This window comes from Nocardioides salarius (genome assembly GCF_016907435.1).
GTDB lineage: Bacteria > Actinomycetota > Actinomycetes > Propionibacteriales > Nocardioidaceae > Nocardioides > Nocardioides salarius.
The window spans coordinates 772,038-794,660 of record NZ_JAFBBZ010000001.1; the positions used below are offsets into that span (position 1 = coordinate 772,038).

The following is a 22,623-nucleotide window of genomic DNA, read 5'->3' on the forward strand; positions in this document are numbered from 1 at the left end:
GCAGATCACCACGGGTCGGGGAGAATCACCGGGTGGACGACGACCAGGACCTCAGCACCGACCGGCCCGCGCCGCGTCCCGGGCGCCGCCGGCGGATCAGCGCCGAGCGCCGCCACCGCCGGACCGTGTGGCGGGTGGTGCTCATCAGCCAGCTGTGCCTGGCGCTGCTCACCGCGGGGACCGTGGCCGTGGCCTACGACCGGCTCGACTCCGGCCTCGAGGTGCAGGACATCGAGGACCAGCTGATGAACCGTCCCGAGAAGAAGGAGGTCGAGGGGCCCAAGGAGCCGCTCAACATCCTGGTGCTCGGCACCGACGACCGGGGCTGCGAGGGCTGCGCGATCGACGGCGAGTCAGGCGGGGGCGGCTCCGACACGACGCTGCTCATCCACGTCTCCGCCGACCGCAAGGACGCGTACGGCGTGTCCCTGCCGCGCGATGCGCTGGTCACCCGCCCCGACTGCATGGCCGAGGACGGCAGCACCATCCCGGGGGCCGAGCTCGCGATGTTCAACACCGCCTTCGCCGAGGGCGGCGCGGCCTGCACCGTGCAGACCCTGGAGCAGCTGACCGGGGTGCTGATCGACCACTACGTGACGGTCGACTTCAACGGCTTCGTCGACATGGTCGACGCCGTCGGCGGTGTCGAGGTGTGCCTGCCCAAGGAGGTCGCCGACCCGAAGACCAAGATCTACCTCGACGCCGGCACCCAGGTGCTCGACGGCGAGGACGCGCTGAAGTACGTGCGCGAGCGCTCGGTGCTCTCGGCGAACTCCGACATCGGCCGGATGAAGCGCCAGCAGGCGTTCATCGCCTCGATGGTCAACAAGGTCGTCTCGGCGGGCACGCTGACCCGCCCCGACCGCGTCTACGGCTTCCTCAAGGCCGCGACCGGCTCGTTGACCCTCGACGCCGACCTCGACAGCCTCAGCAGGCTGGCCGACCTGGCGCTGCAGTTCCGTGAGACCGGGCTGAGCGACATCAAGTTCATCAGCGTGCCGTTCGAGGCCTACGAGCCCGACCCCAACCGGCTGGTGTGGACCGACGACGCCGACAAGCTCTGGACCCGGATCAAGCGCGACAAGCCGCTGAGCCCGACGCTGAAGGAGGGCTCGATCAACGCCGCCGACCCGGTGGGCGGCGACGGAGGCCCCTCCGCCTCGCCCAGCGACCCCACCGGGGGGCCGGACGACGAGCCCAGCGCGAGCGCCGAGCCGGAGGACGACGCCCCTACCGAGCAGGAGCAGGCCGAGGCGCTCGCCAACGGCCTGTGCGCCTGATCCGCCTCGTCGTCCAGCCCACCGCCACCGCCACCGCGGCGGTGAGCCACCCGGCGAGGACGTCGACGACGTAGTGCTCGCCCGTGTAGACGAGGGTCAGGGCCATCGCCAGCACGTAGGCCACCGCGACGGTGCGTCCCAGCCGGCCCAGGACCGGCCACAGGACCAGCGCGACCAGCAGCGCGCTGCCGGCGTGCAGCGACGGGATGGCGGCCACCGGGTTGCTGCCCGACTGCCCGCTGACGGTCAACAGCCCGATCCAGTCGAGGTGCAGGTGCTCCCAGCCCAGGTGGGAGACCCGCTGCACCGCGCCGACCACGCCCCGGTCCGCGGCCAGCCACGGTGGCGCCGCGGGGTAGACCACGTAGCCGGTCATCCCGACGACGGTGAAGGTGAGCAGAGTGGCCAGCAGGGCGGCGAAGCGGTCCCGCAGGCGGAACCACACCAGGGCCGTCAGCGCCGGGATGGCCACGAAGTGGGTGCTGTAGACCAGCGCCGCGGCGGCGTCGTACCAGTGGGTCGACCCGTCGACCAGGCGCTCCTGCAGCCAGACCGAGGGCACCCCGCCCAGGATCCTCCGCTCGGCGTCGGCCGGCGCGGCGACGGCCACCCCGAAGCCGAGCCGGTTGCTCTCGGCACCGTCGCCGGCCCCCAGGGGCGCGCTGATCCAGCCGGCCACCCCGTAGGCGACCAGGATCAGGCTCAGCGGCGACCAGGCGATGAGCAGCTGCGCCACCGGTCCGTGCCCGGAGCCCGACAGGCGCAGCATCACCGGCTCCGGAGGCGCTCGACGAGCGCCTGGGTGCGGAAGCGGTTGTAGCGCTGGATCATGATGAACGGCAGGTTGACACCCACCCCGTAGGCCACGAGCAGCACCGCGGCCACCGGCGGGTTCCACAGCACGAACAGCGGCCCGCAGGCCATCGCCCACCAGTGCGTGAGCTCGGCGCGCCGGGTCTCCTGGACGAACAGCTCCAGCCCCGCGACGTCGTACGACGGCAGCTGCCGCTTGCTGATGCCGCCGCGGAACAGGCCGCCGGCCTCGGGCAGCCGGTCCTTCCACCGGTGGATGCGCAGCCGGCGGCGGTACCACGTGCCCCGGGCCTCGAAGCGCCGGGCCCGCAGCCACCACCCCTCGCGGTCCAGGCGCTCGTCGCCGAGCCGGTGGGCGGCGTACCCCGTCGCGGCGTGGAAGGCGCCCCACGCGACCACGTCGACCACGACGGTCACCACCTCGGGCATCACCAGTCGCAGCATCAGGCTCCCTCCTCGGTGTGCTCGCGGCCCTTCGAGGCCACCTCGCGCCCGCGCCAGCGCACCGAGCCCCGCAGCGTGGCCACCAGCGAGCGCGCGAAGACGACGTCGAAGGCCAGCAGGGCCACCGGGAAGACCGCCCAGGTCCACCAGCGGAAGGACCCGACCCGGCGCAGCACCAGCCGCAGGTGCCAGGCCGTCACGACCCAGGCCGTGACCCACAGCGCCGGGTGCCCGTGTGCCGGCGGACCCGCCGACGCGCCACCGGCCTCGACGAGCGCCAGCAGCAGGCCCACCGCGACGGCGTGGTGGACGCACAGCCACAGCACGGCGGCCAGCGTCGGCACCGGGGCGGCCGCCGAGGCGCCCGAGGCGATGTTCTTGGTCCAGCCCCGCACCAGCTGGGCCAGGCCGGCGGGATAGCTGCGCATCTGCACCGAGCCGCCCCCGGCCAGGCACCGCACCGGCAGGCCCGCGCGGTCGTAGGCACGGGCCAGCTCGACGTCGTCGAGGATCTCGGCGCGCACCGCGGCGTGGGTCCCCGCCCGCTCGTAGTCCGCCCGCGACGTCAGCAGGCACGGACCGAAGGCCATCGGGCGGGCGCTCGGGCGGCGGGCGAAGGCGCCGCTGGCCAGCAGCGCCACCACGTTGAAGTACGCCGAGAGCTGCTCGTGGGCTCGTTCGACCCGGTGGAAGGGCTGCACGGAGACGAGCCCGCCGTGCTGGGCGTGCACCGCGAGCAGACCCGCGAGAGCATCGCGCCCCAGCACCGTGTCGGCGTCGAGGAACAGCAGCAGGTCCCCCGACGTGGCCCGGGCGCCCTGGTGGCAGGCCCAGGCCTTGCCGGTCCAGCCGGGCGGTGGCGGCGTGGCCGTGAGCAGCGTCGCGCCGCTCCGCAGGGCCACCTCGGCGGTGGCGTCGACCGAGCCGTCGTCGACGACCACCACCTCGCCGGCCCGGTCGTCGAGGCCCTCCAGCCCGGCCAGCAGCGCCGGGAGGCTCGCCTCCTCGTCGCGGGCCGGCACCACCACCGAGACCCGGGAGGCGCCCGTGCCGGGACCGACGCGCGCGGGCACGGTCCGCAGGTCGCGCAGCTGCCAGGCGCCGGCCAGCGTGCCGGTCAGCAGCACCACCGCAAGGACCAGGTCGCTCACCCGGCCTCCCCGGTGCGGGTGAGCAGGAGGGGCATTCCTCCCCGGGGGTGGACGGCGACCTGGGCCTGGGGCTCCGGACGCGTCCACCGGTCGGGCACCTCGACCCGGTACTCCCCCAGGAGGCGGGCCAGCACCAGGACCATCTCCCCCAGGGCGAACTCCCGGCCGATGCACAGCCGCGGCCCGAGGCCGAAGGGCAGGTAGCCGGCGCGCACGGACGCGCCGTCGAGGAAGCGCTCGGGGCGGAAGGACGCCGGCGAGGACCAGGTCGCCGCGCGGCGGTGCAGCAGCCAGGGGCTGATGATCGCGAGCGTGCCCGCCGGCACCTCGTGGCCACCGATGACGTCGGGGGCCTGCGCGCGCCGCGACAGCGCCCAGGCAGGGGGGAACAGGCGCAGCGACTCGTCGACGACGGCGCGGGTCCACGGCAGCGTCTCGCGGTGGCCCAGCAGCGAGACCGGGCCCCGGTGGGCCGCGAGCTCGGCTCGCAGGCGGTCCTGGGCGGGCTGGTGCTCGGCGAGCAGCATCAGGGTCCAGGCGAGCGCACCCGCGACGGTCTCGTGGCCCGCGATGACCATCGTGACCAGCTCGTCGCGGATCGCGACGTCGTCGAGCCCGCTGTCGAGCAGCAGCCCGAGCAGGTCGTCACCGTGCGCGCCGTCCATCGAGCGCCGGGCCCGGCGCTCGGCCACGATCTGGGCGGAGATCGCGTCGAGGCGGCGCCGGGTCGCGCGCAGCCGCACGTTGGTGCGGCTGGGCACCCACGCGGCGGTGGGCAGGATCGACCTGCCCAGCCGCACCACGAGCTCCGCCGCGTCCGCCGTCGCCGCGAGCAGCTGGCGCGCCTGCCCCGACAGGTCGGTGGAGAACAGGGCGCGGCCGACCGCGTCGAGCCCGATGCGGTGGGTCAGCGCCGCGACGTCGACGACCTCGGTGCCGCTGCTGCTGCCCAGCCGTTCACGGACGGCATCGTCGACCGCGGCCGCCACCTCCTGGCCCACCGCCTGCAGCCGCTCGTGGTGGAAGGCGGGCGCGGCCAGGCGGCGGTGCTCGATCCAGCTCGACTCCGACGAGGCCAGCAGGCCCGGCCCGGTGACCCTGGCCAGGGCGGCGTACTGCACGGTCTGCTTGCCCCAGCTGCGCGCGCCCGTCTGCAGGACGTGCCGCGCGTCCGCCGGGTCGTTGACCAGCAGCGCCGGTGCGCCGGGCACGGGGAAGGCGACCAGGTCGCCGAAGCGGTCCGCGACGTCGACGAGGAACGAGAGCGGGTCGGCGCGCACCGACCGGAAGGCGCGTGCCATGTCGAGCGAGGTGGGGCCGGGGACACCGATGTCGGTGGGCTGCATCGCCTGCAGCCGCTCGGAGACGCTCACGCCGCCTCCTCGGAGCCGCGGTGGCGGCCCAGCCGGGTCCACGCGATGCAGGAGCCCAGGACCAGCGCGAAGCCGAAGGCGAGGTCCTCCACGGGGGCGTAGACCAGCCGCCCGTCGCCCAGGAAGGTGATCTGCTCGGTGCCGATGATGGCGTCGGCGTCGTAGCGCACGATGCCGCGGCCGGTGAGCCAGCCGTTGGTCAGCAGCTGGAAGAAGATGATGATGGCGTAGGCCCACCACCAGGTGGACGTGCTCGTGAGCCGGGTGCCGACGACCCAGCGGTCGAGGACCACCGCCAGCACCACCCCGACGACCGCGAGGGCTGTGTAGGTCACCGCGCGTCCTCCTCGCGCTCGGCGCGGCGCCCGAAGACCAGCGGGTGCGCGGTGCGCACGCCCTCCAGCGTGAGGACCGACACGAGCGGGATCACCACGAAGAAGGCGATCTCCTCCAGCGGCAGGCCCGCCACGCGCCACGGCAGGGTCTGCGCGTCGTCGAAGTGCCAGTGGCCCGCCGCGGTGGCGCCGAGGTCCCAGAGCAGGAAGGGGGTGCCGGCCAGGAGCACGGTCAGGAGCAGCCGCCGGGGCTGGCGCAGCACGTCGAGCCGGAAGGCCGGCACCAGCGGCAGCGTCCCGGCGAGGCAGAAGCCCAGCATCGCGGCGTACGACCACTGCAGCAGGCTCATGGCGCCACCGGGAGCGGGGCCGAGGACCGGTCGCCGGAGATCCGCTTGAGCACGAGCTCGGCGCTGATCAGGCACATCGGCAGGCCGACACCGGGCACAGTGCTGGCGCCGGCGTAGAGGAGGCCCTCGACCTTGGACGACACGTTGCCGGGGCGCAGGAACGCGCTCTGGCGCAGCGTGTGCTCGAGGCCGAGCGCGCCGCCGCGCCAGGAGTTGTAGCGCTGCTCGAAGTCGGCGGGTCCGACGGTGTGGCGCACCCGGACGCGCCCGGCGAGGTCGGGGACCCCCGACCAGGCCGCCACCTGGGCGACCGCGGCGTCGACGGTGCGCTCGACGGTCTCGGAGCCGGCGCCGTCGTCCCCACCCGCGCCGATGCCGACGTCGGCCGGGACCGGCACCAGCACGAAGAGGTTCTCGCACCCCTCGGGCGCGACCGTCGGGTCGCTCGCCGAGGGCTTGCAGACGTAGATGGAGGCGGGGTCGGGCACCCGTGCGGACGCACCGAAGATGTCGCCGAAGTTCTGCTCCCAGTCGGAGGTGAAGAACAACGAGTGGTGCGCCAGCTGCGGCAGCGCGCCCTCGACGCCCAGCATGGCCAGCACCGCGCCGGGACCCGGGGAGCGTCGTCGCCACGCGCTCGAGGGGTGCGACTGCAGCTCGGCCGGCAGGAGCCGGGTCTCGAGGTGGTGCAGGTCGGCCGCGCCGACCACCACGTCGGCCTCGAGGGTGACCGGCTGCCCCTCGGGCGTCGTGTGCTCCACCCCCCGCACCGGCGCCCGGGAGCCGCGCGGGGCGGGGCCGGTCAGGATCCTGGTCACGGCGGAGCCGGTGTGCAGGCGTGCGCCGTGGCGCCGGGCCAGGTCGGCCACCACCTCGACCAGCCGGGTGAAGCCCCCCTGCGGGTAGAGCACCCGGTCGCCCAGGTCGAGACTGCTCATCAGGTGGTACATGCTCGGCGCCCGGCTCGGGGAGGAGCCCAGGAACACCGCCGGGTAGCCCAGCACCTGGCGCAGCCTGTTGTCGTCGAACCGGCTCGCCACGTGGCTGCCCAGCGAGCGCGTCAGCAGCTGGGACAGGCGCGGGGTCCGGCGCAGCACGTCGGTGCGCAGGAACGAGGCCGAGGAGTCGAAGTTGCTGTAGAGGAAGCGCCGCAGCGCGATGTCGTAGGTCTCCTCGGCGGAGGCCAGGTAGGCGTCGAACCGCTCCCCCGCCCCCGGCTCCACCGCCTCGAACACGGCACGGTTGTGGGCGCGGTCGGGCCGGATGTCGAGCGGCTGCGGGTGGCCCTCGAAGAAGACCCGGTAGCTGGGGTCGAGCACGGTCAGGTCGAGCTCGGCCGCCGCGGACGTGCCGAGCAGGGCGAAGAAGTGCTCGAAGACCTCCGGCATCAGGTACCAGGAAGCGCCGGTGTCGAAGCGGAACCCGTCGCGCTCGATGCTGCCCACGCGACCGCCGAGCTCGTCGTTCTTCTCGAGCAGGTCGACGCTGTGTCCGCGCGAGGCGAGCAGCGCGGCGGTCGCGAGCCCGGCGATCCCGCCACCCACCACCACGACGCGGCGCGGCCCCCCGTCGTGGCGGGCGGCACGGCGCTGGGGCAGCAGGGAGGTCATGGACGGCTCCTGACGAGGGCTCCGGCCAGCAGCCGGGCCTTCACCGGGTCGGGGACCCGCACCCGGGTCCGGCGGATCTCGGGGGCGGGGGTGGCGCGCAGGCGCGAGCAGAGCTCGGCGAAGGTCGCGTGGGCGGCCCCGACGGCACGTCGGCTGCTGCGCGGCAGAGCGGGGATCACGGCGGCGGCTGCGGCGAGGTCCTGGTCGATGTCGTCGAGGATCCGGTCGCGGTCGGCGTCGCTGAACCGCTCGACGTCCAGGCCGGGGAAGTAGCGCCGTCCCAGGAGGTCGTGGTCGTCGGCGAGGTCGCGCAGGAAGTTGACCTTCTGGAACGCCGCACCGAGGCGCTGGGCGCCCGGGGCGAGGCGGGCGTACTCGGCATCACGCCCGGGCCCGGTCTCGGCGAGGAAGACGCGCAGGCACATCAGGCCCACCACCTCGGCCGAGCCGTAGACGTAGCGCTCGAAGCTCGCCTGCGTGTGCTCGGTGGTCTCCAGGTCGGCGCGCATGGACTCGAAGAACGGGTCCACGAGGTCGGCGCCGATGCCACAGCTGCGGGCGGTGCGGGCATAGGCGTGCACCACCAGGTTGGCGCTGTAGCCGTGCTCGACGGCGTGCCGGACGTCGTCGTGCAACCAGGTGAGCATCGTCGCGCGCGCCTCGGCGCCGAGGCCGGGGTCGGTGTTGTCGACGATCTCGTCGGCGACGCGCACCAGGGCGTAGAGGTTGCGCACGCGCGTGCGCACCGGCTCCCCCAGCAGCCGGGAGGCCAGGCCGAAGGAGCTGGAGAAGGCGCGGATCACGCGGCCCGCGCTGTCCTCGGACAGCGAGTCGTAGAGCGTCGCCGCCCGACGTGCGGCACGCCCGTCCCGCCGCGTCGTCACGCGGCCGCCCCGCGGTCGCCCAGGGCCGCGTGGAGCGAGGCCAACGGCCCGAGCACCTCGACCGGCAGGCCCAGCCCCTCCACGACCAGCACCGCGGCGGCGTGGTGCGAGGCCGCGAGCTCCTCGACGAAGGCGCGCGAGCCCGAGCGCGTGAGCAGGCTGCGGACCTCGGCCAGCTGCGACGCCCCGAGGTCGCACCCGACGAGAGGCTGGATGAGGGGCCACTCGGGGGTGGAGCGCGCGTGGACCAGCAGCGGCGTCTGCTTGGCCTCACGCAGGTCGCTCGTGGAGCTCTTGCCGGTGCGGGCCGGGTCGCCGAAGACCCCGAGCAGGTCGTCGACCAGCTGGAAGCTGGTGCCGACGACCCGTCCGGCCTCCCCCAGCCCGCGCAGGGTCTCCTCGTCGGCCCCGGCCAGGACGGCGCCGGCCTGCAGGGGCAGCGCGAACGAGTAGGCGCTGGTCTTGCGCTCGGCCATCGCCAGGCTCTCCTCCGGGGTCGCGTCCTGCAGGCCCAGCGAGAGCTGGACGTCGGCGAGCTCGCCGGCCGCCGTGGTGTGCAGGGCCTCGTCGAGGAGGTCCAGGAGGCGTGCGGTGACCGCACCGGGCGCGCCGCAGGTGGCCACCGCGCGCACGGCGGCGGTGAGGGCCAGGTCGCCGGCCAGGATGCCTGCCGTGCGTCCCAGGGTGTCGGCGCCCGCGGACGTGGCGCCCTCGGCGAGCGCCCGGGCGCGGAAGGTGCCGTTGACGTTGGGCCGGCCGCGGCGCACCTCGTCGCCGTCGATGACGTCGTCGTGGACCACCAGGGCCGTGTGCAGCAGCTCGACGGCGGCGCCGACCTGCACCGCCGCGGCGCGACGGGTGCCGTCGAGGGCGTCGTGGGCGGCGACGACGAGCGCGGGGCGGAAGCGCTTGCCGCCCTCGGCGCCGCGGGCCAGGGCGTCCCACAGCCGCAGGTGGTCGGGACCGACGGCCTGGGCCCGGGAGCGGCCTTCGTCGAGCAACCGGCGCAGGGCCTGGTCGGTGGTGGGTGCCTTCACCGGTCCTCCGGTGCGCCTGACAGGTGTCAGAGAGACCCTACGGACCGGTGTCGCACGATCAGGTCACCCTCTGGGTCCGCCTGGGTCCGCTGCCGGTGAGACACAGCAGGCCCCAGCCCGAGGGGCTGGGGCCTGCTGTTCCTGCGTGGTACCCCCGACCGGATTCGAACCGGCGCTACCGCCTTGAGAGGGCGGCGTGCTAGGCCGCTACACAACGGGGGCGTGGCAGTCGGATCGGCCTTGCGACCTCTCCGGAGCAACCTGCGGAACACTAGCCGGAGCCGGCTTTCCGCACAAAATCGCGGGGCTCCGATGGTTCTCGGGGCTCCGCGACAGAGTCGCTGCTCGCTGGGATACTAGGACTCGAACCTAGAATAACTGGACCAGAACCAGTCGTGTTGCCAATTACACCATATCCCACTGGGGGGTTCTTCAGGCCGCCTTTCGGCGCCCCTCAGGACCGGTGGAAACCTTACACGCGGCTGCGCCGGGCAGCCAAAACGGCCACCTCGCCGGCGCCCGCCGAGGTGGCGATCCCCCGCCTGCGGGCCCACCAGACGACCACTCCGAGGTAGACCAGGCTCTGGGTCATCGTGACCGGCAGGCTCCACCAGGTGCCGCCGGTGGGGTTGAGCGCGGTGGTCATGTCGCTGAAGGCCAGCGCGATCCCGAAGGCCAGGAAGTTGTTGAGCACGTGCATGGCGATGCCGGCCTCGAGGCCTCCCGTGAGCACCACCAGCGCGCCGGCCACCAGCCCGAAGGCCAGCCGGTCCACGAAGACCGGCGGGTCCTGCACCCCGTGGAACAGGGCGAAGACCACGGCGGGCACCACGACGGCCATCGTCACCGACACCCGGGGCCAGCGCGAGAGCACGGCACCGAAGGACTGGGTCAGGTAGCCGCGGAACGCGTACTCCTCCCCTGCGGCCTGCAACGGGGTCAGCAGCACCACCACGAGCAGGAAGTCGCGGGTGGTGCGGGTGAAGTCGTTGAGCCCACCGTCGATCGCCACGCTCTCCTGCACGGGCACGAGCGCCGAGACGACCATCGTCGCGACCAGGGCGACGAACGAGAGTCCGAAGCAGGTCAGCATCCAGCCCCAGCGCAGCCGCCGGGCCACCGACGACAACCAGCCCGGCGAGACCCCGTGCACCACCCACACGATGCCCAGGGCAACCGGGATGGTCACCGCCCAGCCCAGGTTGACCAGCGCCAGGAACGACGGCATCACCTCGCCCTGGCCGGTGACCCGCTCGAAGGCCGTACCGACGTCGAGCCCACCGAGGACCAGCCACAGGGTCAGGGCCAGCGTGATGACCAGCTGCAGGGCGATGAACAGCACACCGAGCACCGCGACCCCGAGCAGCGTCCACCACCCCCGACGCGGGGCAGCACTCAGCAGCCGGTGGTAGGGCAGCCGGTGGTCGGGCAGGCGCTCCTCGGGTTGCACGAGCGGCTCAGCCCAGCGCGCCACGCAGCCGCGACAGCGACCGGTCGCGCCCGAGCAGCTCCATCGACTCGAACAGCGGCGGGCTGACCCGGCGTCCCGAGATCGCCACCCGCACCGGCCCGAAGGCGTTGCGCGGCTTGAGACCCATCTCGTCGACCAGCGTGGCCTGCAGGGCGTCCTGGATGGCCGCGGTCGACCACTGCTCCAGCCCCTCGACGGCCTTGAGCGCCGCGCGCACGACGCCCAGGCCGTCCTCGGTGAGCAGCTTGGCGGCGTCGTCGGGGTCGATGGCGAAGTCGGCCTCGTCGACGAAGAGGAAGCCGAGCATGGCCGGGGCCTCGCTGAGCTTGTTGATGCGCTCGGCGACCAGGGGCATCGCCAGCTCGAGCAGCCGCGCGTCGGCGTCGCCGACCGGGTCGCCGACCACACCGGCGTCCTTGAGGAAGGGCAGCACCCGGTGGGTGATCTCCTCGACCGACAGCCGGCGCATCTGCGAGGTGTTGATGGCGTCGGCCTTCTTGAGGTCGAAGCGCGCCGGGTTGGGGTTGACGTCCTTGATGTCGAAGGCCTCGACCATCTCCTCGAGGCTGAAGACGTCGCGGTCGGCGGCGATCGCCCAGCCCAGCAGGGCCAGGTAGTTCATCAGGCCCTCGGGGATGAAGCCCTGGTCGCGGTAGGCCAGCGCGTGCGCCTGGGGGTCGCGCTTGGAGAGCTTCTTGTTGCCCTCGCCCATCACGTAGGGGAGGTGGCCGTAGGCAGGGGTCTCCCCGGCGACGCCGATCGCCTTGAGCGCCTCGAAGAGCGCGATCTGGCGCGGGGTCGAGGAGAGCAGGTCCTCGCCGCGCAGCACGTGGGTGATGTGCATCGTCGCGTCGTCGACGGGCGCGGTGAGCGTGTAGAGCGGGTCGCCGTTGGCCCGGCACAGCGCGAAGTCGGGCACGTGGGTGGTGTCGAAGGTGACGTCGCCGCGCACCAGGTCGTCCCAGGTGATCGAGCCGTCGGGCATCCGGAAGCGCACCAGCGGGGCACGGCCCTCGGCCTCGAAGGCGGCGCGCTGCTCGGCGGAGAGGTCGCGGCAGAAGCCGTCGTAGCCCATCACCTTCGAGCCCGAGGCCTTGCGGCGCGCGTCGACCTCCTCGTTGGTGCAGAAGCACTCGTAGGTGTGCGAGGACGCAGCCAGCTTGGCGAGCACGTCGCGGTAGAGGTCGCCGCGCTCGGACTGGCGGTAGGGGCCGTAGGGGCCGCCCTTCTCGACGCCCTCGTCCCAGTCGAGACCGATCCAGCGGAACAGGTCGAGGATGGCCTGGTAGGACTCCTCGGTCGAGCGCTCCTTGTCGGTGTCCTCGATGCGCAGCACGAAGGTGGCGTCCTGGCCCTGCAGCGCCGCGTGGCGGGCGAAGGCGAAGTTGAACAGCGCCGTGCGGACCAGCCCGACGTGCGGGGAGCCGGTCGGGGACGGGGCCATGCGGACGCGGACGGGGGTGCTCATCGGGTTGCCACCTTGTTCGTGAGGGTGCCGAGGCCGTCGATCGAGATCTCGACCTCGTCACCGACCTCCATCGGACCGACACCCTCGGGGGTGCCGGTGAGGATGACGTCGCCCGGGAGCAACGTCATGATGCTGGAGACGTGCGCGACCAGCGCCGGGATGTCGAAGACCATGTCGGCGGTCGAGCCGTCCTGGACGACCTCGCCGTTGAGGAAGGTCTGCAGGCGCACGCCGTCCTTGAACGTCTGGGGGTCGAGGTCGGTCTCGATCCACGGCCCGAGCGGGCAGAAGGAGTCGAAGCCCTTGGCGCGGGTGAAGTGCCCGTCGCGGCGCTGCAGGTCGCGGGCGGTCACGTCGTTGGCGACCGTGTAGCCGTGGATGACGTCGGTGGCCCTCTCGGCCGGGACGTCGCGGCAGATCCGCCCGATGACCACGGCGAGCTCGCCCTCGTAGTGCAGGTCCTGGGTCTGGGGCGGGTAGAAGACCGGGTCGCCCGGGCCCACCACGCTGGTGTTGGGCTTGAGGAACATCATCGGCTCGCTCGGCACGTCGTTGCCCAGCTCGGCGGCGTGGGCGGCGTAGTTGCGACCGATGCCGACCACCTTGCTGCGCGGCAGCACCGGGGCCAGCAGCCGCACGTCGGGCAGCCGGAACTGCTGGTCGAGCAGCTTGACGCCGACGTACAACGGGTCGCCGGCCAGGGCCACGACCACGCTGTCCTCGCTCGGTTGCCCGAGCTCGTCGAGCTCGCCTGTGACCACGCCGTAGAGCGGGTCCTCGCCGGTGGTGAATCTCGCGATGCGCACGCCCCGACCCTAGCGACCTACGGTTGGTGCCCGTGGAGGTGCTCGAGCGCGAGGAGTGGCAGGCGCGGGCCGCGTCACACGCGGCCCGGGTCGACGCCTACGTGACCCCGCACCTGGAGCGTCGCGAGGCCCGGGTCAAGCACCCGGTGCACGACTTCCTGTTCACCTACTACTCCCAGCGCCCGGCCCAGCTGCGCCGCTGGCACCCGGGCGTGGGCACCGCGCTGGCCGACGCGCCGGAGTACGCCGGCCTGAAGGGCTACGCGAGCACCGACGGGGCCGTGGCGGTCAGCGCCGAGCACGTCGAGCGGCAGCGCCCGCTGCTGGAGGCCACCCGCCGGCTGCTGCGCGCCACGGCCGGGCGTCCGGCCCAGCTGGGCTGCTTCGGCCTGCACGAGTGGGCGATGGTCTACCGCCTCGCCGACGACGAGACCCGGCACGCCGACTGGCCGCTGCGCCTGGGCAACGAGGGCACCGACGCCGTGGTCGAGTCGCACCGCATCTCCTGCAGCCACTTCGACGCCTTCCGGTTCTTCACCGAGCCGGCCCGCCCGCTCAACACCCTCTCCCCCGCCGTCGACGACCGCGCCGACTTCGAGCAGCCGGGCTGCCTGCACGCCGGCATGGACCTCTACAAGCACGCCTTCCGGCTGAGCCCGATGGTGCCCTCCGACCTGGTGGCCGACTGCTTCGAGCTGGCCCGCGAGATCCGGGTCCTCGACATGCGCGCAGCGCCGTACGACCTCAGCGGGCTCGAGGTGGACGGGCGCCCCTTCACGCCGGTGCGCATCGAGACCGCCGAGGGCAAGCGCGAGTACGCCGCCGCGCAGGCCGGCTTCGCGGAGCGGGCGGCCCCGCTGCGCGCGCGCCTGCTCACCCATTGTGACCATCTGGTCCAGGATCGCGACCTGCGCGGCACGAACGCGCGTAGGCTCGACGCATGAGTGCCGTCAGCCGCCACGCCGTGTCCGTGACCGGTCGGCCCGAGGCACCCCCGATGCTCTTCGTGCACGGCTTCGGCTGCGACCAGCACATGTGGCGCCACGTGGCTCCGGCGTTCGAGGAGACCCGCCGCGTCGTCCTGATGGACCTCATGGGGGCCGGCGCCTCCGACCTGTCGGCCTACGACGAGCAGCGCTACGGCACCCTCGAGGGCTACGCGGACGACATCACCCAGGTGGTGCGCGACCTCGACCTGCGCGACGTGGTGCTGGTGGGCCACTCGGTCGCCGCGATGCTCGTGGCGATGACCGCCGTCGCCGAGCCGGAGCGGGTGGCCGGCCTGGTGATGGTCGCGCCCTCCCCGCGCTACGTCGACGCGCCCGGCTACACCGGCGGCTTCGCCGAGGAGGACATCGACGAGCTGCTCGACTCGCTGGCCAGCAACTACCTGGGCTGGTCGTCGGCGATGGCCCCGGCCATCATGGGCAACGCCGACCGCCCCGAGCTCGGCGCCGAGCTCACCGAGAGCTTCTGCCGCATGGACCCCGAGGTGGCACGTCGCTTCGCCGACGCCACCTTCCGCTCCGACCACCGCGACCTGCTGCCGCAGGTCGACGTGCCGACGCTGGTGCTGCAGTGCACCGACGACGTGATCGCGCCCGTCGCCGTCGGCGAGTACGTCGCCCAGCACCTGCCGCAGGGTTCGCTGGTGATGCTCGAGGCGACCGGTCACTGCCCCAACCTCAGCGCCCCCGACGCCACCGGACGAGCCATCGCGGACTTCGTGGGCGACCTCGACGCCGTGACGGCGTGAGCGGCGAGTCGCCCGGCCGACCGCCGGGCCTGACCCCCGGCGACGAGGCCGACGAGCTCTACGACCACGCGCCGTGCGGCTACCTGACCACCGACGCCGACGGTCGCATCCTGCGGGCCAACGCGACCCTGGCCCGGTGGCTGGGCCGCACCACCGACGAACTCTCCTCGATGACCTTCGTCGAGCTGCTCACCCCCGGCGGCCGGATCTACCACGAGACCCACTTCGCGCCGTCGCTGCGGATGCACGGCGAGGTCCGCGAGATCGCCGTCGAGCTGCGCCGCAGCGACACCGCCCGCCTCCCCGTGCTGGTCAACGCCACCCTCGACCGGCACGGCGACGGGTCGGTGCGGGCCGTGCGCATCGCGGTGTTCGACGCCACCGAGCGGCGCAGCTACGAGCGGGAGCTGCTGCTCGCCAAGGAGCGCGCCGAGGCCTCGGAGGCGCGGGCGCAGACCCTGGCCCGCACGCTGCAGGAGACGCTGATCCCGCCGATCCCCCCGCACGTGCCCGGCCTCGACGTGGCGGCCGCCTACCGCCCGGCCGGTGACGGCACCGAGGTGGGCGGCGACTTCTACGACGTCTTCAGCCTGGCCGAGGACGACTGGATGGTGGTGCTGGGCGACGTGCGCGGCAAGGGGCCCGAGGCGGCGGTGGTGACCGCCCTCGTGCGCTACACGGTGCGCGCGCTGGCGGTGGGCACCCGCCGCCCCTGCCTGCTGCTCGAGCAGGTCAACCAGACCCTGCTGCAGCACAGCAGCGACCGCTTCTGCACCGCCGTGCTGGTGCGGCTGCGACGTCGTGAGGACGGCTGGCGCGCCGAGATCGGGGTGGCCGGGCACCCCGCGCCATTGCTGCTGCGTGTCGACGACCGCGCCCGCCAGCTCGACCTGCTGGGCCCGCTGCTCGGGGTCCTCGACGACGCCACCTGGACCGACCGCGAGATCTTCCTCGGCGCCGGCGACACGCTCGTGCTCTTCACCGACGGGGTCACCGAGGCCACGGGCCCCCTCGGCTTCTTCGGCGACGACCGGCTGCTCCGGGTCGCCGACGCCGCGGCCTCGAGCCGGCCTCGCCAGGTGGTCGACGACGTGCTGAGCGAGGTGCTCGACTTCCAGCAGGGCGACGCCCGCGACGACATCGCGCTGCTCGCGCTCGGCGTGCCCACGCGCTGACGCCGTCGTCGGCCCCCGCCTGCAGCACAGCACCCGCACCGGGGTGCGACGTGCGCCACACCATGGCGGGGTTGCCCTGACGCGGCATCGTGGACTTAGGTGAGCCTTACCTAACTCGGAAGGAACCTCGGTGCACCCCTCCCCCCACGACCTGTCCTCCCTCTCCTCGACGCGCCGCCAGCTGCTGCATCCCCAGCACGCGACGGCGTACGCCGACGCGGCCCACCTGGCGATCGACCACGTGACCAACGCCCTGGGCCGGGTCCGCGGACCCGTCACGGGCCTCGACCCGGCCCGCGCCGCGGCGCCCGTGCACGAGGTCGACCTCGACGCCCCGCTCGGCTGCACCGCCCAGGCGCTGTCCGAGCTCGACCGGGTCTGGCTCGACGACACCGTGTGGTTCCACGAGCCCGGCTACGCGGCCCACCTCAACTGCCCGGTGCTCATCCCGGCCCTGGTGGCCGAGGCCGTGCTCTCGGCGGTGAACCCCAGCCTCGACACGTTCGACCAGAACGTCGGGGCGACGTTCGTCGAGCGCCACCTGGTCGACTGGGTGGCTGCGCGCGCCGGGCTGGGGCCGCGCGCCGACGGCGTCTTCACCAGCGGCGGCACCCAGTCGAACCTCCAGGGCCTGCACCTGGCCCGCGACCAGGTGCGCAGCCGCCGGCCCGGCACGGACCTGGCGCGGCTGCGGGTGCTGACCTCGGTCGATGCCCACGTCAGCGTCGAGCGGGCGACCCGGCTGCTGGGCCTGGCCCCCGACGCGGTGCGCACGGTCGCCGTCGACGAGCGGCGTCGGATGCGCCCCGACGCGCTGGCCCGGGCGTTGGCCGAGGTGCAGGCGCAGGGCGCGACCACCATGGCGGTCGTGGCCACCGCCGGCACCACCGACCACGGGAGCATCGACCCGCTCGGCCCCGTGGCCGGGCTGGCCCGCGCGCACGGCGCCTGGCTGCACGTCGACGCGGCGTACGGCGGCGGCCTGCTGGTCTCGCGCCGCCACCGCCACCTCCTCGACGGGATCGAGCTGGCGGACTCGGTGACCGTCGACTTCCACAAGACCTGGTTCCAGCCGGTCTCGTGCAGCGCCGTGCTGGTGCGCGAGCGCGACCACCTGCGCCACGTGACCTTCCGGGCCGACTACCTCAACCCGGCCGACGGCGGCGGCGCGACGCGAGCCCCCAACCAGGTCGACAAGAGCCTGCAGACCACCCGGCGCTTCGACGCCCTCAAGCTGTGGATGACCCTGCGCGTGATGGGTGCCGACGCGATCGGCGAGCACGTCGACGCGGTCGTCGACCTGGCCCGCTCGGTGCACGCCCGGCTCGAGGCCGACCCGCGCATCGAGGTCGCGGCCGCCCCCGAGCTCAGCACGCTGCTGGTCCGGCCCGTCGTGCCCGGGCTCGACGCCGCCCAGCAGGACGCGCTCGTGCCCCGGGTCCGGGCCGCCCTGTGGTCCGGGGGCAGGTCGGTCGTGGCGGCCACGGTCGTGGACGGGCGCCGGTGGCTGAAGCTGACGCTGCTGAACCCGCTGGCCACCCCCGAGGACATCGAGGCGGTGGTCGCCGACGTGGTCGAGGCCGCCCGCACCGTGGTCGCCGAGCAGGCAGCATGAGCGGCGACGAGGCACGCGTCCACGACGTCGTCGGCATCGGCGCCGGCCCCTTCAACCTCTCCCTCGCGGCCCTCGCCGACCCGGTGCCCGACCTCGACGTGGTGCTGCTCGAGGCGCGCGACGACCTGTCGTGGCACGCCGGCATGATGCTGCCGGAGTCGACGCTGCAGGTGCCCTTCCTCGCCGACCTGGTCACCCTCGTGGACCCCACCTCGCGCTGGTCCTTCCTCTCCTTCCTGCAGCAGACGGACCGGTTGTGGCCGTTCTACGTGCGGGAGTCCTTCCACCCGCTGCGCAGCGAGTACGACGACTACCTGCGGTGGGTGGGCAGCGCCCTGGGCACGGTGCACACGGGGCAGGAGGTCGTGCGCGTGCGCCGCCGCACGGACCTGCCCGGCGAGCCGGTGGTGCACGAGGTGACCACGCGCGCCGGCCGGACCTGGCGCGCACGCCACCTGGTGGTCGGTGTCGGCAGCACACCCCGGCTCCCCCGGTGCGTCGCCGAGGCGGGCGGCCCGGCCGTGCACACCGCCGACTACCTGGCGGCGCGCGAGCGCCTGCGCCGGTGCCGCACGATCACCGTGGTGGGCAGCGGGCAGAGCGCCGCGGAGGTCTACCACGACCTGCTGCTCGCCTCCCCCGACCATGACCACGACCTGGTGTGGGTGACCCGCAGCCCCCGGTTCTTCCCGATGGAGTACACGAAGCTGACCCTCGAGATGACCTCGCCGGAGTACTCCGCCTACTTCCGCTCGCTGCCCGCCCACACCCGCGACCGGCTGCTGCGTGAGCAGCGCGGCCTCTACAAGGGCATCAGCGCCGAGCTGGTCGACGCCATCTCCGACCTGCACTACCGGCTGCGGGTGCAGGGTCACGGCCCCCGCACCACGCTGCTGACGAGCACCTCCCTGGTCGGGGCCCGCTGGGACGGCCAGCACTACGACCTCGACCTGCACCACGACGAGAGCCAGGTGCCGTTCGGCCTGCGCACCGACGGCCTGGTGCTGGCCACCGGCCACGAGCCCACCACGCCGTCCTTCCTCGACGAGCTGCGCCCGCGCCTGGAGCACGACGACGCAGGGCGCCTGCTCGCCGACGCGTCGTACGCCGTCGACGTCACCGGGCGCGAGGTGTTCGTGCAGAACGCCGAGGAGCACACCCACGGCTTCGTCGCCCCCGACCTCGGCATGGGGGCGCACCGCAGCGCCACCATCCTCAACGCGGTGGCCGGACGCGAGGTCTACCGCGTCGGGGCCAGGGTCGCGGTGCAGGACTTCGGGGTGCCGGCACACCTGCTCCGGCAGGGGGTGCCGGCATGAGGTTCACCCTCGAGCCCCTGGTGCCCGACGCCACCACGGTGCGGCTGCTGCACGCCTGGGTCACCCACCCCCGCTCGGTCTACTGGCAGATGGGCGGCGCCGGCGTCGACGAGGTGGCGCGCGAGTACGAGCGCATCAGCGAGTCGGCCCACCACCACGCCTGGCTCGGGCGGGTGGACGGCGAGCCGACCTTCCTGGCCGAGACCTACGACCCGGCCCGCTCCGAGCTGGCCGACCTCGACGAGGTCCGACCCGGCGACCTGGGGATGCACCTCCTGGTGGCGCCGCCGGGCGGGACGCCACGCCCGGGGCTGACCCGGGCCGTCTTCGGGGCCGTGCTGCGCCACTGCTTCGCCGACACCCGGGTCCGCCGGGTCGTCGTCGAGCCCGACGTGGGCAACGAGGCCGTGCTGCGGCTCAACGCCCGGGCCGGCTTCACGCGGGTCCGCGACGTCGACCTGGGCCACAAGACGGCCGCGCTGTCGTTCCTGGCGCGCGAGCACCACGTGCTGCGCGACCCCGTGCCGCACCTGGGGCCGGGCCACCTGGAGCGTGCCCAGCGCCGGCTGGTCGCCAAGGCGGTCTCGGAGCTGTGCCACGAGCGGCTGCTGCACCCCGAGCCCGACCACGCCGCCGGCCCGGGGCGCTGGCTGCTGCGCGCCCCCTCCGCCGCGACGTACGCCTTCGCCGCCCGCCGTCTGCCGCTGGAGCACTGGGCGGTCGACGCCGCCACCCTGACCCGCACCGTCGACGGCGCCCCGGCACCGCTGGACGTGCAGGAGCTGGTGGTCGAGCACGCCGAGGCGCTGGGCCTGCGCGCGGAGCTGGTCGGCGTCTACCTCGAGGAGCTGGCCGCCACCCTGGCCTGGACCTGCTGGCAGGAGGCGCATCCGGGACCGGGCGTGGAGCAGCTGCTCACCGCCACCCACGGCGAGGTCGAGGCCGCGATGACCGAGGGGCACCCCGGCTTCGTGGCCAACCGGGGCCGCATCGGGTTCGGGCCGCTGGACCACGAGCGCTACAGCCCCGACGCGGCCGCACCGGTGCGGCTGGTCTGGCTGGGCGCCCGACGGGCCTGCACGCACCTCGCGCTGGCCGACGACCTGCACGAGGACCAGCTGTACGACGCCGCGCTGGGCGCCGACCGCGACCTGCTGCACGCGCGGCTGCGCGCCCGGGGGCTCGACCCCGACGACTACCTCCTGCTGCCGGTGCACCCCTGGCAGTGGGAGCGCCGGGTGGCGGTGACCTTCGCGCCCGACCTGGCACGCCACGACCTGGTGTGGCTGGGCGAGGGCACCCGCGAGCACCAGGCGCTGCAGTCGATCCGCACCTTCGCCGACCGCGAGGACCCCGCGCGCCCGCACGTCAAGACCGCGCTCGCCATCCAGAACATGGGGTTCGTGCGGGGCCTGTCCCCCGACTACATGCGCCCCACCCCCGCGATCAGCGACTGGGTGGCCGGCGTCGTGGCGGGCGACCCCGAGCTGGGGCGGTGCCGCTTCACGGTGCTGCGCGAGGTGGGCGCCCTGGGCTACACCGGCGACGTCTACCACGCCGCCGCCCCGGGGACGCCGCAGCGCCGGATGCTCGCCGCCCTGTGGCGCGAGAGCCCCCTGCTCCGGCTGGCCCCCGGCGAGCGGGTGGTCACGATGGCCTCGGTGCTGCACCGCGACCCGGCGGGGGCGTCGTACGTCGCCGCCCTGGTGCGTGCCTCGGGGCTCGACCCGCGCGCCTGGCTGCGGGCCTTCCTCGACGCCTACCTGCGCCCCGTCGTGCACTGCCTGCTGGCCCACGACCTCGCCTTCATGCCGCACGGCGAGAACGTGCTGGTGGTGCTGGAGGGACAGGCGCCGACGCGCTGCATCATGAAGGACCTGGGCGAGGAGGTGGCCCTGCTGGACGCCGAGCGGCCGCTGCCCGAGGGGCTCGAGCGGGTGCGCGCCGTGGTCGGCCACGACGAGCGGTGCCTCGCCGTGCTCACCGACGTCGTCGACGGCGTGCTGCGCCACCTCGCGGCCATCTGGGACGACGACGGCCTGCTGCCGGTCGCCGACTTCTGGTCGGAGGCGGCCGCCTGCCTCGAACGGCACGCCGCCGACCACCCCGAGCTGGCCGAGGCCGTGGCGGCCTACGACCTGCAGCGCGAGGAGTTCGCCCACTCCTGCCTCAACCGGCTGCAGCTGCGCGACGCGCGCCAGATGGTCGACCTGGCCGACCAGGCGTCCTCGCTGCTCTACGCGGGCTCCCTGCGCAACCCGCTGCACCGCGGCGAGGGGGCGGGGTGATTCTCCTGCCCCCCCCCTCTGGGGGTCCCGGCACTAGGGTGGCGCCATGGGGACCTTCGCCGTCGTGGCCACCGTCGTCGTCATCACCCTCGCCCTGGCGGTCCTCGGGATCGACCTGCTGCTCACCCGTCGCGAGCGTCGGGGCCTGGGCGGCCCGGACCGGCCCGGCACCGACTCCGACCTGCTCGGGCAGTCCTCCGCCGGCCGGGGCGCGGCCTACGAGTTCTCGCGCGGGCACGGGCTGCTCAACAAGCGCGAGCGGCGGTCGCGCTGAACGCCTCGGGCTCCCTGCGCGTCGAGGACGGCCGCAGCTTCGTCGGTGAGGACTGGTACGCCGCCGACCTCGCGGACGCGCACTTCACCGACTGCACCTTCCGCGACGTCGACCTGACCGAGGCGACCAGCCGGGGCGCGGTCTTCACCGGGTGCACCTTCGAGGCCTGCCGGTTCAACGCCTCCATCCACGTCGAGACCGCGTTCGTGGCGTGCACCCTGCGCGGCTGCACGTTCTTCGGCGCCACCCTCGAGGGCTGCAAGCTCACCGGCTCGGTGCTCGAGCGCTGCACGCTGCGCCCGATGACGGTGCGCGGCGGGCAGTGGCGGGGCGTGGCGCTCGTGGGCGCCGGGCTGGGCGGCCTCGACCTCAGCGGGCTCGACCTGCGTGAGGCCGATCTCTCCGACGCCGACCTGACCCGTGCCGGCCTGCGGGGGGCCGACCTACGCGGCGCGGTCGTGCGGGGAGCCCGGCTGGGCGAGGCCGACCTGCGCGGGGCGAGGCTGGAGGGCAGCGACCTGGGCCGGGCGGTGCTGCGCGGCACCCGCCTCGACCTCGCCGGCGCGGTGCTGCTGGCCGAGCAGTCAGGCGCCCTGGTCGAGCCGGGCTGAGCCGCGCGCCACGGCCCGCAGCCGGATCCCGTCGACGACGAGAGCCAGCCCGGCGGTGAAGTCGGAGCGTGGCCGCGGCTCGTCGCCGATGGCGCCGGCGCTGCCGGCCTGCAGGTGGGTCTGCTCGTCGAGGGTGTGGCCCAGCACCAGGTGCAGCAGGGTGCGGGCCGCGGTCGGGGTCAGCTCGTCGCCGAGCCCGGCGGGGCCCAGGGCCGCGACCAGGTCGTCGTAGGGCCGGGAGGCGCCGAGCCCGAAGGCGATCACGGTCGAGACCAGCTCGGCACCGTCGCGGTAGGCCAGCAGCGCGTCGCGCAGGCCGGAGCAGATCTCGACGACCTGCTCGTCCCACGCGGTGCCGGCCAGGGGGCGGGCGCCGCGGCGCAGCAGCTCGTCGGCGACCGCGGCCAGCAGCGACTGCTTGTCGCGGAAGTGGTGGTAGAGCGCACTGGGCCGCACGTCGAGCTCGCCCGCCAGGCGGCGCATGGTCAGGTCGGCGAGGCCGTAGGCGTCGAGGACGTCGATGGCGTGGCGCACGACGTCGTCGCGGTGGTGGCGCACGTCAC

The 22,623-nt window shown here is 74.0% G+C and carries 22 protein-coding genes and 2 tRNA genes; 9 read left to right on the forward strand and 15 right to left on the reverse strand.

What is annotated here, in order from left to right; translation table 11 throughout:
* The first annotated feature begins 32 nt into the window (after positions 1-32).
* Positions 33-1,280: an LCP family protein gene (locus tag JOE61_RS03785; protein WP_193667922.1), complete on the forward strand. Its 1,248-nt coding sequence runs from the start codon at positions 33-35 to the stop codon at positions 1,278-1,280.
* Here JOE61_RS03785 and JOE61_RS03790 read toward each other — a convergent pair.
* The 14 genes from JOE61_RS03790 to JOE61_RS03855 all read right to left on the reverse strand — a co-directional run bounded on the left by JOE61_RS03790 (position 1,231) and on the right by JOE61_RS03855 (position 13,022).
* Positions 1,231-2,049, reverse strand: a complete 819-nt coding sequence (locus tag JOE61_RS03790; protein ID WP_193667921.1) for a phosphatase PAP2 family protein — start codon at positions 2,047-2,049, stop codon at positions 1,231-1,233. The two genes, JOE61_RS03785 and JOE61_RS03790, sit on opposite strands and share 50 nt — an antisense overlap.
* The gene (locus JOE61_RS03795; protein WP_193667920.1) at positions 2,049-2,537 is read right to left on the reverse strand and encodes a glycosyl-4,4'-diaponeurosporenoate acyltransferase CrtO family protein; all 489 of its coding nucleotides are present in this window, start codon (positions 2,535-2,537) and stop codon (positions 2,049-2,051) included. Before JOE61_RS03795 ends, JOE61_RS03790 begins: the two co-directional genes overlap by 1 nt.
* Positions 2,537-3,688 carry a glycosyltransferase family 2 protein gene (locus JOE61_RS03800; protein ID WP_193667919.1) on the reverse strand — a complete coding sequence of 384 codons (1,152 nt, stop codon included), beginning with the start codon at positions 3,686-3,688 and terminating at the stop codon, positions 2,537-2,539. The genes JOE61_RS03795 and JOE61_RS03800 overlap by 1 nt, the downstream gene beginning before the upstream one ends.
* Complete coding sequence (locus JOE61_RS03805) at positions 3,685-5,061, reverse strand: cytochrome P450 (protein WP_193667918.1); 1,377 nt, start codon at positions 5,059-5,061, stop codon at positions 3,685-3,687. The genes JOE61_RS03800 and JOE61_RS03805 overlap by 4 nt, the downstream gene beginning before the upstream one ends.
* A complete protein-coding gene (locus JOE61_RS03810; protein WP_193667917.1) occupies positions 5,058-5,396 on the reverse strand; it encodes a lycopene cyclase domain-containing protein in 339 nt (112 codons plus the stop codon). The genes JOE61_RS03805 and JOE61_RS03810 overlap by 4 nt, the downstream gene beginning before the upstream one ends.
* A complete protein-coding gene (locus tag JOE61_RS03815; protein WP_204797138.1) occupies positions 5,393-5,746 on the reverse strand; it encodes a lycopene cyclase domain-containing protein in 354 nt (117 codons plus the stop codon). The genes JOE61_RS03810 and JOE61_RS03815 overlap by 4 nt, the downstream gene beginning before the upstream one ends.
* Entirely contained in the window at positions 5,743-7,356 is a 1,614-nt protein-coding gene (gene crtI / locus JOE61_RS03820; RefSeq protein ID WP_193667916.1) for a phytoene desaturase family protein, read from the reverse strand. The genes JOE61_RS03815 and crtI overlap by 4 nt, the downstream gene beginning before the upstream one ends.
* Positions 7,353-8,240, reverse strand: a complete 888-nt coding sequence (locus JOE61_RS03825) for a phytoene/squalene synthase family protein (RefSeq protein ID WP_193667915.1) — start codon at positions 8,238-8,240, stop codon at positions 7,353-7,355. Before JOE61_RS03825 ends, crtI begins: the two co-directional genes overlap by 4 nt.
* Complete coding sequence (locus JOE61_RS03830) at positions 8,237-9,277, reverse strand: polyprenyl synthetase family protein (RefSeq protein ID WP_193667914.1); 1,041 nt, start codon at positions 9,275-9,277, stop codon at positions 8,237-8,239. Before JOE61_RS03830 ends, JOE61_RS03825 begins: the two co-directional genes overlap by 4 nt.
* A 146-nt stretch (positions 9,278-9,423) precedes the next feature.
* Positions 9,424-9,499 (reverse strand) — tRNA-Glu (locus JOE61_RS03835).
* 126 nt (positions 9,500-9,625) lie between these two features.
* Positions 9,626-9,697: transfer RNA gene (locus JOE61_RS03840), tRNA-Gln, on the reverse strand.
* A gap of 52 nt (positions 9,698-9,749) precedes the next feature.
* Positions 9,750-10,751, reverse strand: a complete 1,002-nt coding sequence (locus JOE61_RS03845) for a CPBP family intramembrane glutamic endopeptidase (RefSeq protein ID WP_307822792.1) — start codon at positions 10,749-10,751, stop codon at positions 9,750-9,752.
* Positions 10,735-12,216, reverse strand: a complete 1,482-nt coding sequence (gltX, locus tag JOE61_RS03850) for a glutamate--tRNA ligase (protein ID WP_193667913.1) — start codon at positions 12,214-12,216, stop codon at positions 10,735-10,737. The genes JOE61_RS03845 and gltX overlap by 17 nt, the downstream gene beginning before the upstream one ends.
* On the reverse strand, positions 12,213-13,022 hold the full coding sequence (locus tag JOE61_RS03855; RefSeq protein ID WP_193667912.1) for a fumarylacetoacetate hydrolase family protein: 810 nt from the start codon (positions 13,020-13,022) through the stop codon (positions 12,213-12,215). Before JOE61_RS03855 ends, gltX begins: the two co-directional genes overlap by 4 nt.
* A 32-nt stretch (positions 13,023-13,054) precedes the next feature.
* Here JOE61_RS03855 and JOE61_RS03860 point away from each other — a divergent pair, with 32 nt between their 5' ends.
* The 8 genes from JOE61_RS03860 to JOE61_RS03895 all read left to right on the forward strand — a co-directional run bounded on the left by JOE61_RS03860 (position 13,055) and on the right by JOE61_RS03895 (position 22,060).
* Positions 13,055-13,966: a 3-methyladenine DNA glycosylase gene (locus JOE61_RS03860; protein WP_193667911.1), complete on the forward strand. Its 912-nt coding sequence runs from the start codon at positions 13,055-13,057 to the stop codon at positions 13,964-13,966.
* Positions 13,963-14,778, forward strand: a complete 816-nt coding sequence (locus JOE61_RS03865) for an alpha/beta fold hydrolase (RefSeq protein ID WP_193667910.1) — start codon at positions 13,963-13,965, stop codon at positions 14,776-14,778. Before JOE61_RS03860 ends, JOE61_RS03865 begins: the two co-directional genes overlap by 4 nt.
* Complete coding sequence (locus JOE61_RS03870; protein ID WP_193667909.1) at positions 14,775-15,953, forward strand: PP2C family protein-serine/threonine phosphatase; 1,179 nt, start codon at positions 14,775-14,777, stop codon at positions 15,951-15,953. The genes JOE61_RS03865 and JOE61_RS03870 overlap by 4 nt, the downstream gene beginning before the upstream one ends.
* A 130-nt stretch (positions 15,954-16,083) precedes the next feature.
* Complete coding sequence (locus tag JOE61_RS03875) at positions 16,084-17,568, forward strand: pyridoxal phosphate-dependent decarboxylase family protein (RefSeq protein WP_193667908.1); 1,485 nt, start codon at positions 16,084-16,086, stop codon at positions 17,566-17,568.
* A complete protein-coding gene (locus tag JOE61_RS03880) occupies positions 17,565-18,887 on the forward strand; it encodes a lysine N(6)-hydroxylase/L-ornithine N(5)-oxygenase family protein (RefSeq protein ID WP_193667907.1) in 1,323 nt (440 codons plus the stop codon). Before JOE61_RS03875 ends, JOE61_RS03880 begins: the two co-directional genes overlap by 4 nt.
* Entirely contained in the window at positions 18,884-21,175 is a 2,292-nt protein-coding gene (locus JOE61_RS03885) for a GNAT family N-acetyltransferase (protein ID WP_193667906.1), read from the forward strand. The genes JOE61_RS03880 and JOE61_RS03885 overlap by 4 nt, the downstream gene beginning before the upstream one ends.
* A gap of 46 nt (positions 21,176-21,221) precedes the next feature.
* Positions 21,222-21,449, forward strand: coding sequence for a hypothetical protein (locus JOE61_RS03890; RefSeq protein ID WP_193667905.1), 228 nt, complete (start codon positions 21,222-21,224; stop codon positions 21,447-21,449).
* A 14-nt stretch (positions 21,450-21,463) separates the two neighbouring features.
* Positions 21,464-22,060: a pentapeptide repeat-containing protein gene (locus JOE61_RS03895; RefSeq protein WP_193668020.1), complete on the forward strand. Its 597-nt coding sequence runs from the start codon at positions 21,464-21,466 to the stop codon at positions 22,058-22,060.
* On the opposite strand, the gene JOE61_RS03900 is transcribed toward JOE61_RS03895, so the two are convergent.
* Positions 22,034-22,618, reverse strand: coding sequence for a TetR/AcrR family transcriptional regulator C-terminal domain-containing protein (locus JOE61_RS03900; protein ID WP_193667904.1), 585 nt, complete (start codon positions 22,616-22,618; stop codon positions 22,034-22,036). The genes JOE61_RS03895 and JOE61_RS03900 overlap by 27 nt on opposite strands.
* Between the last annotated feature and the right edge of the window lie 5 nt (positions 22,619-22,623).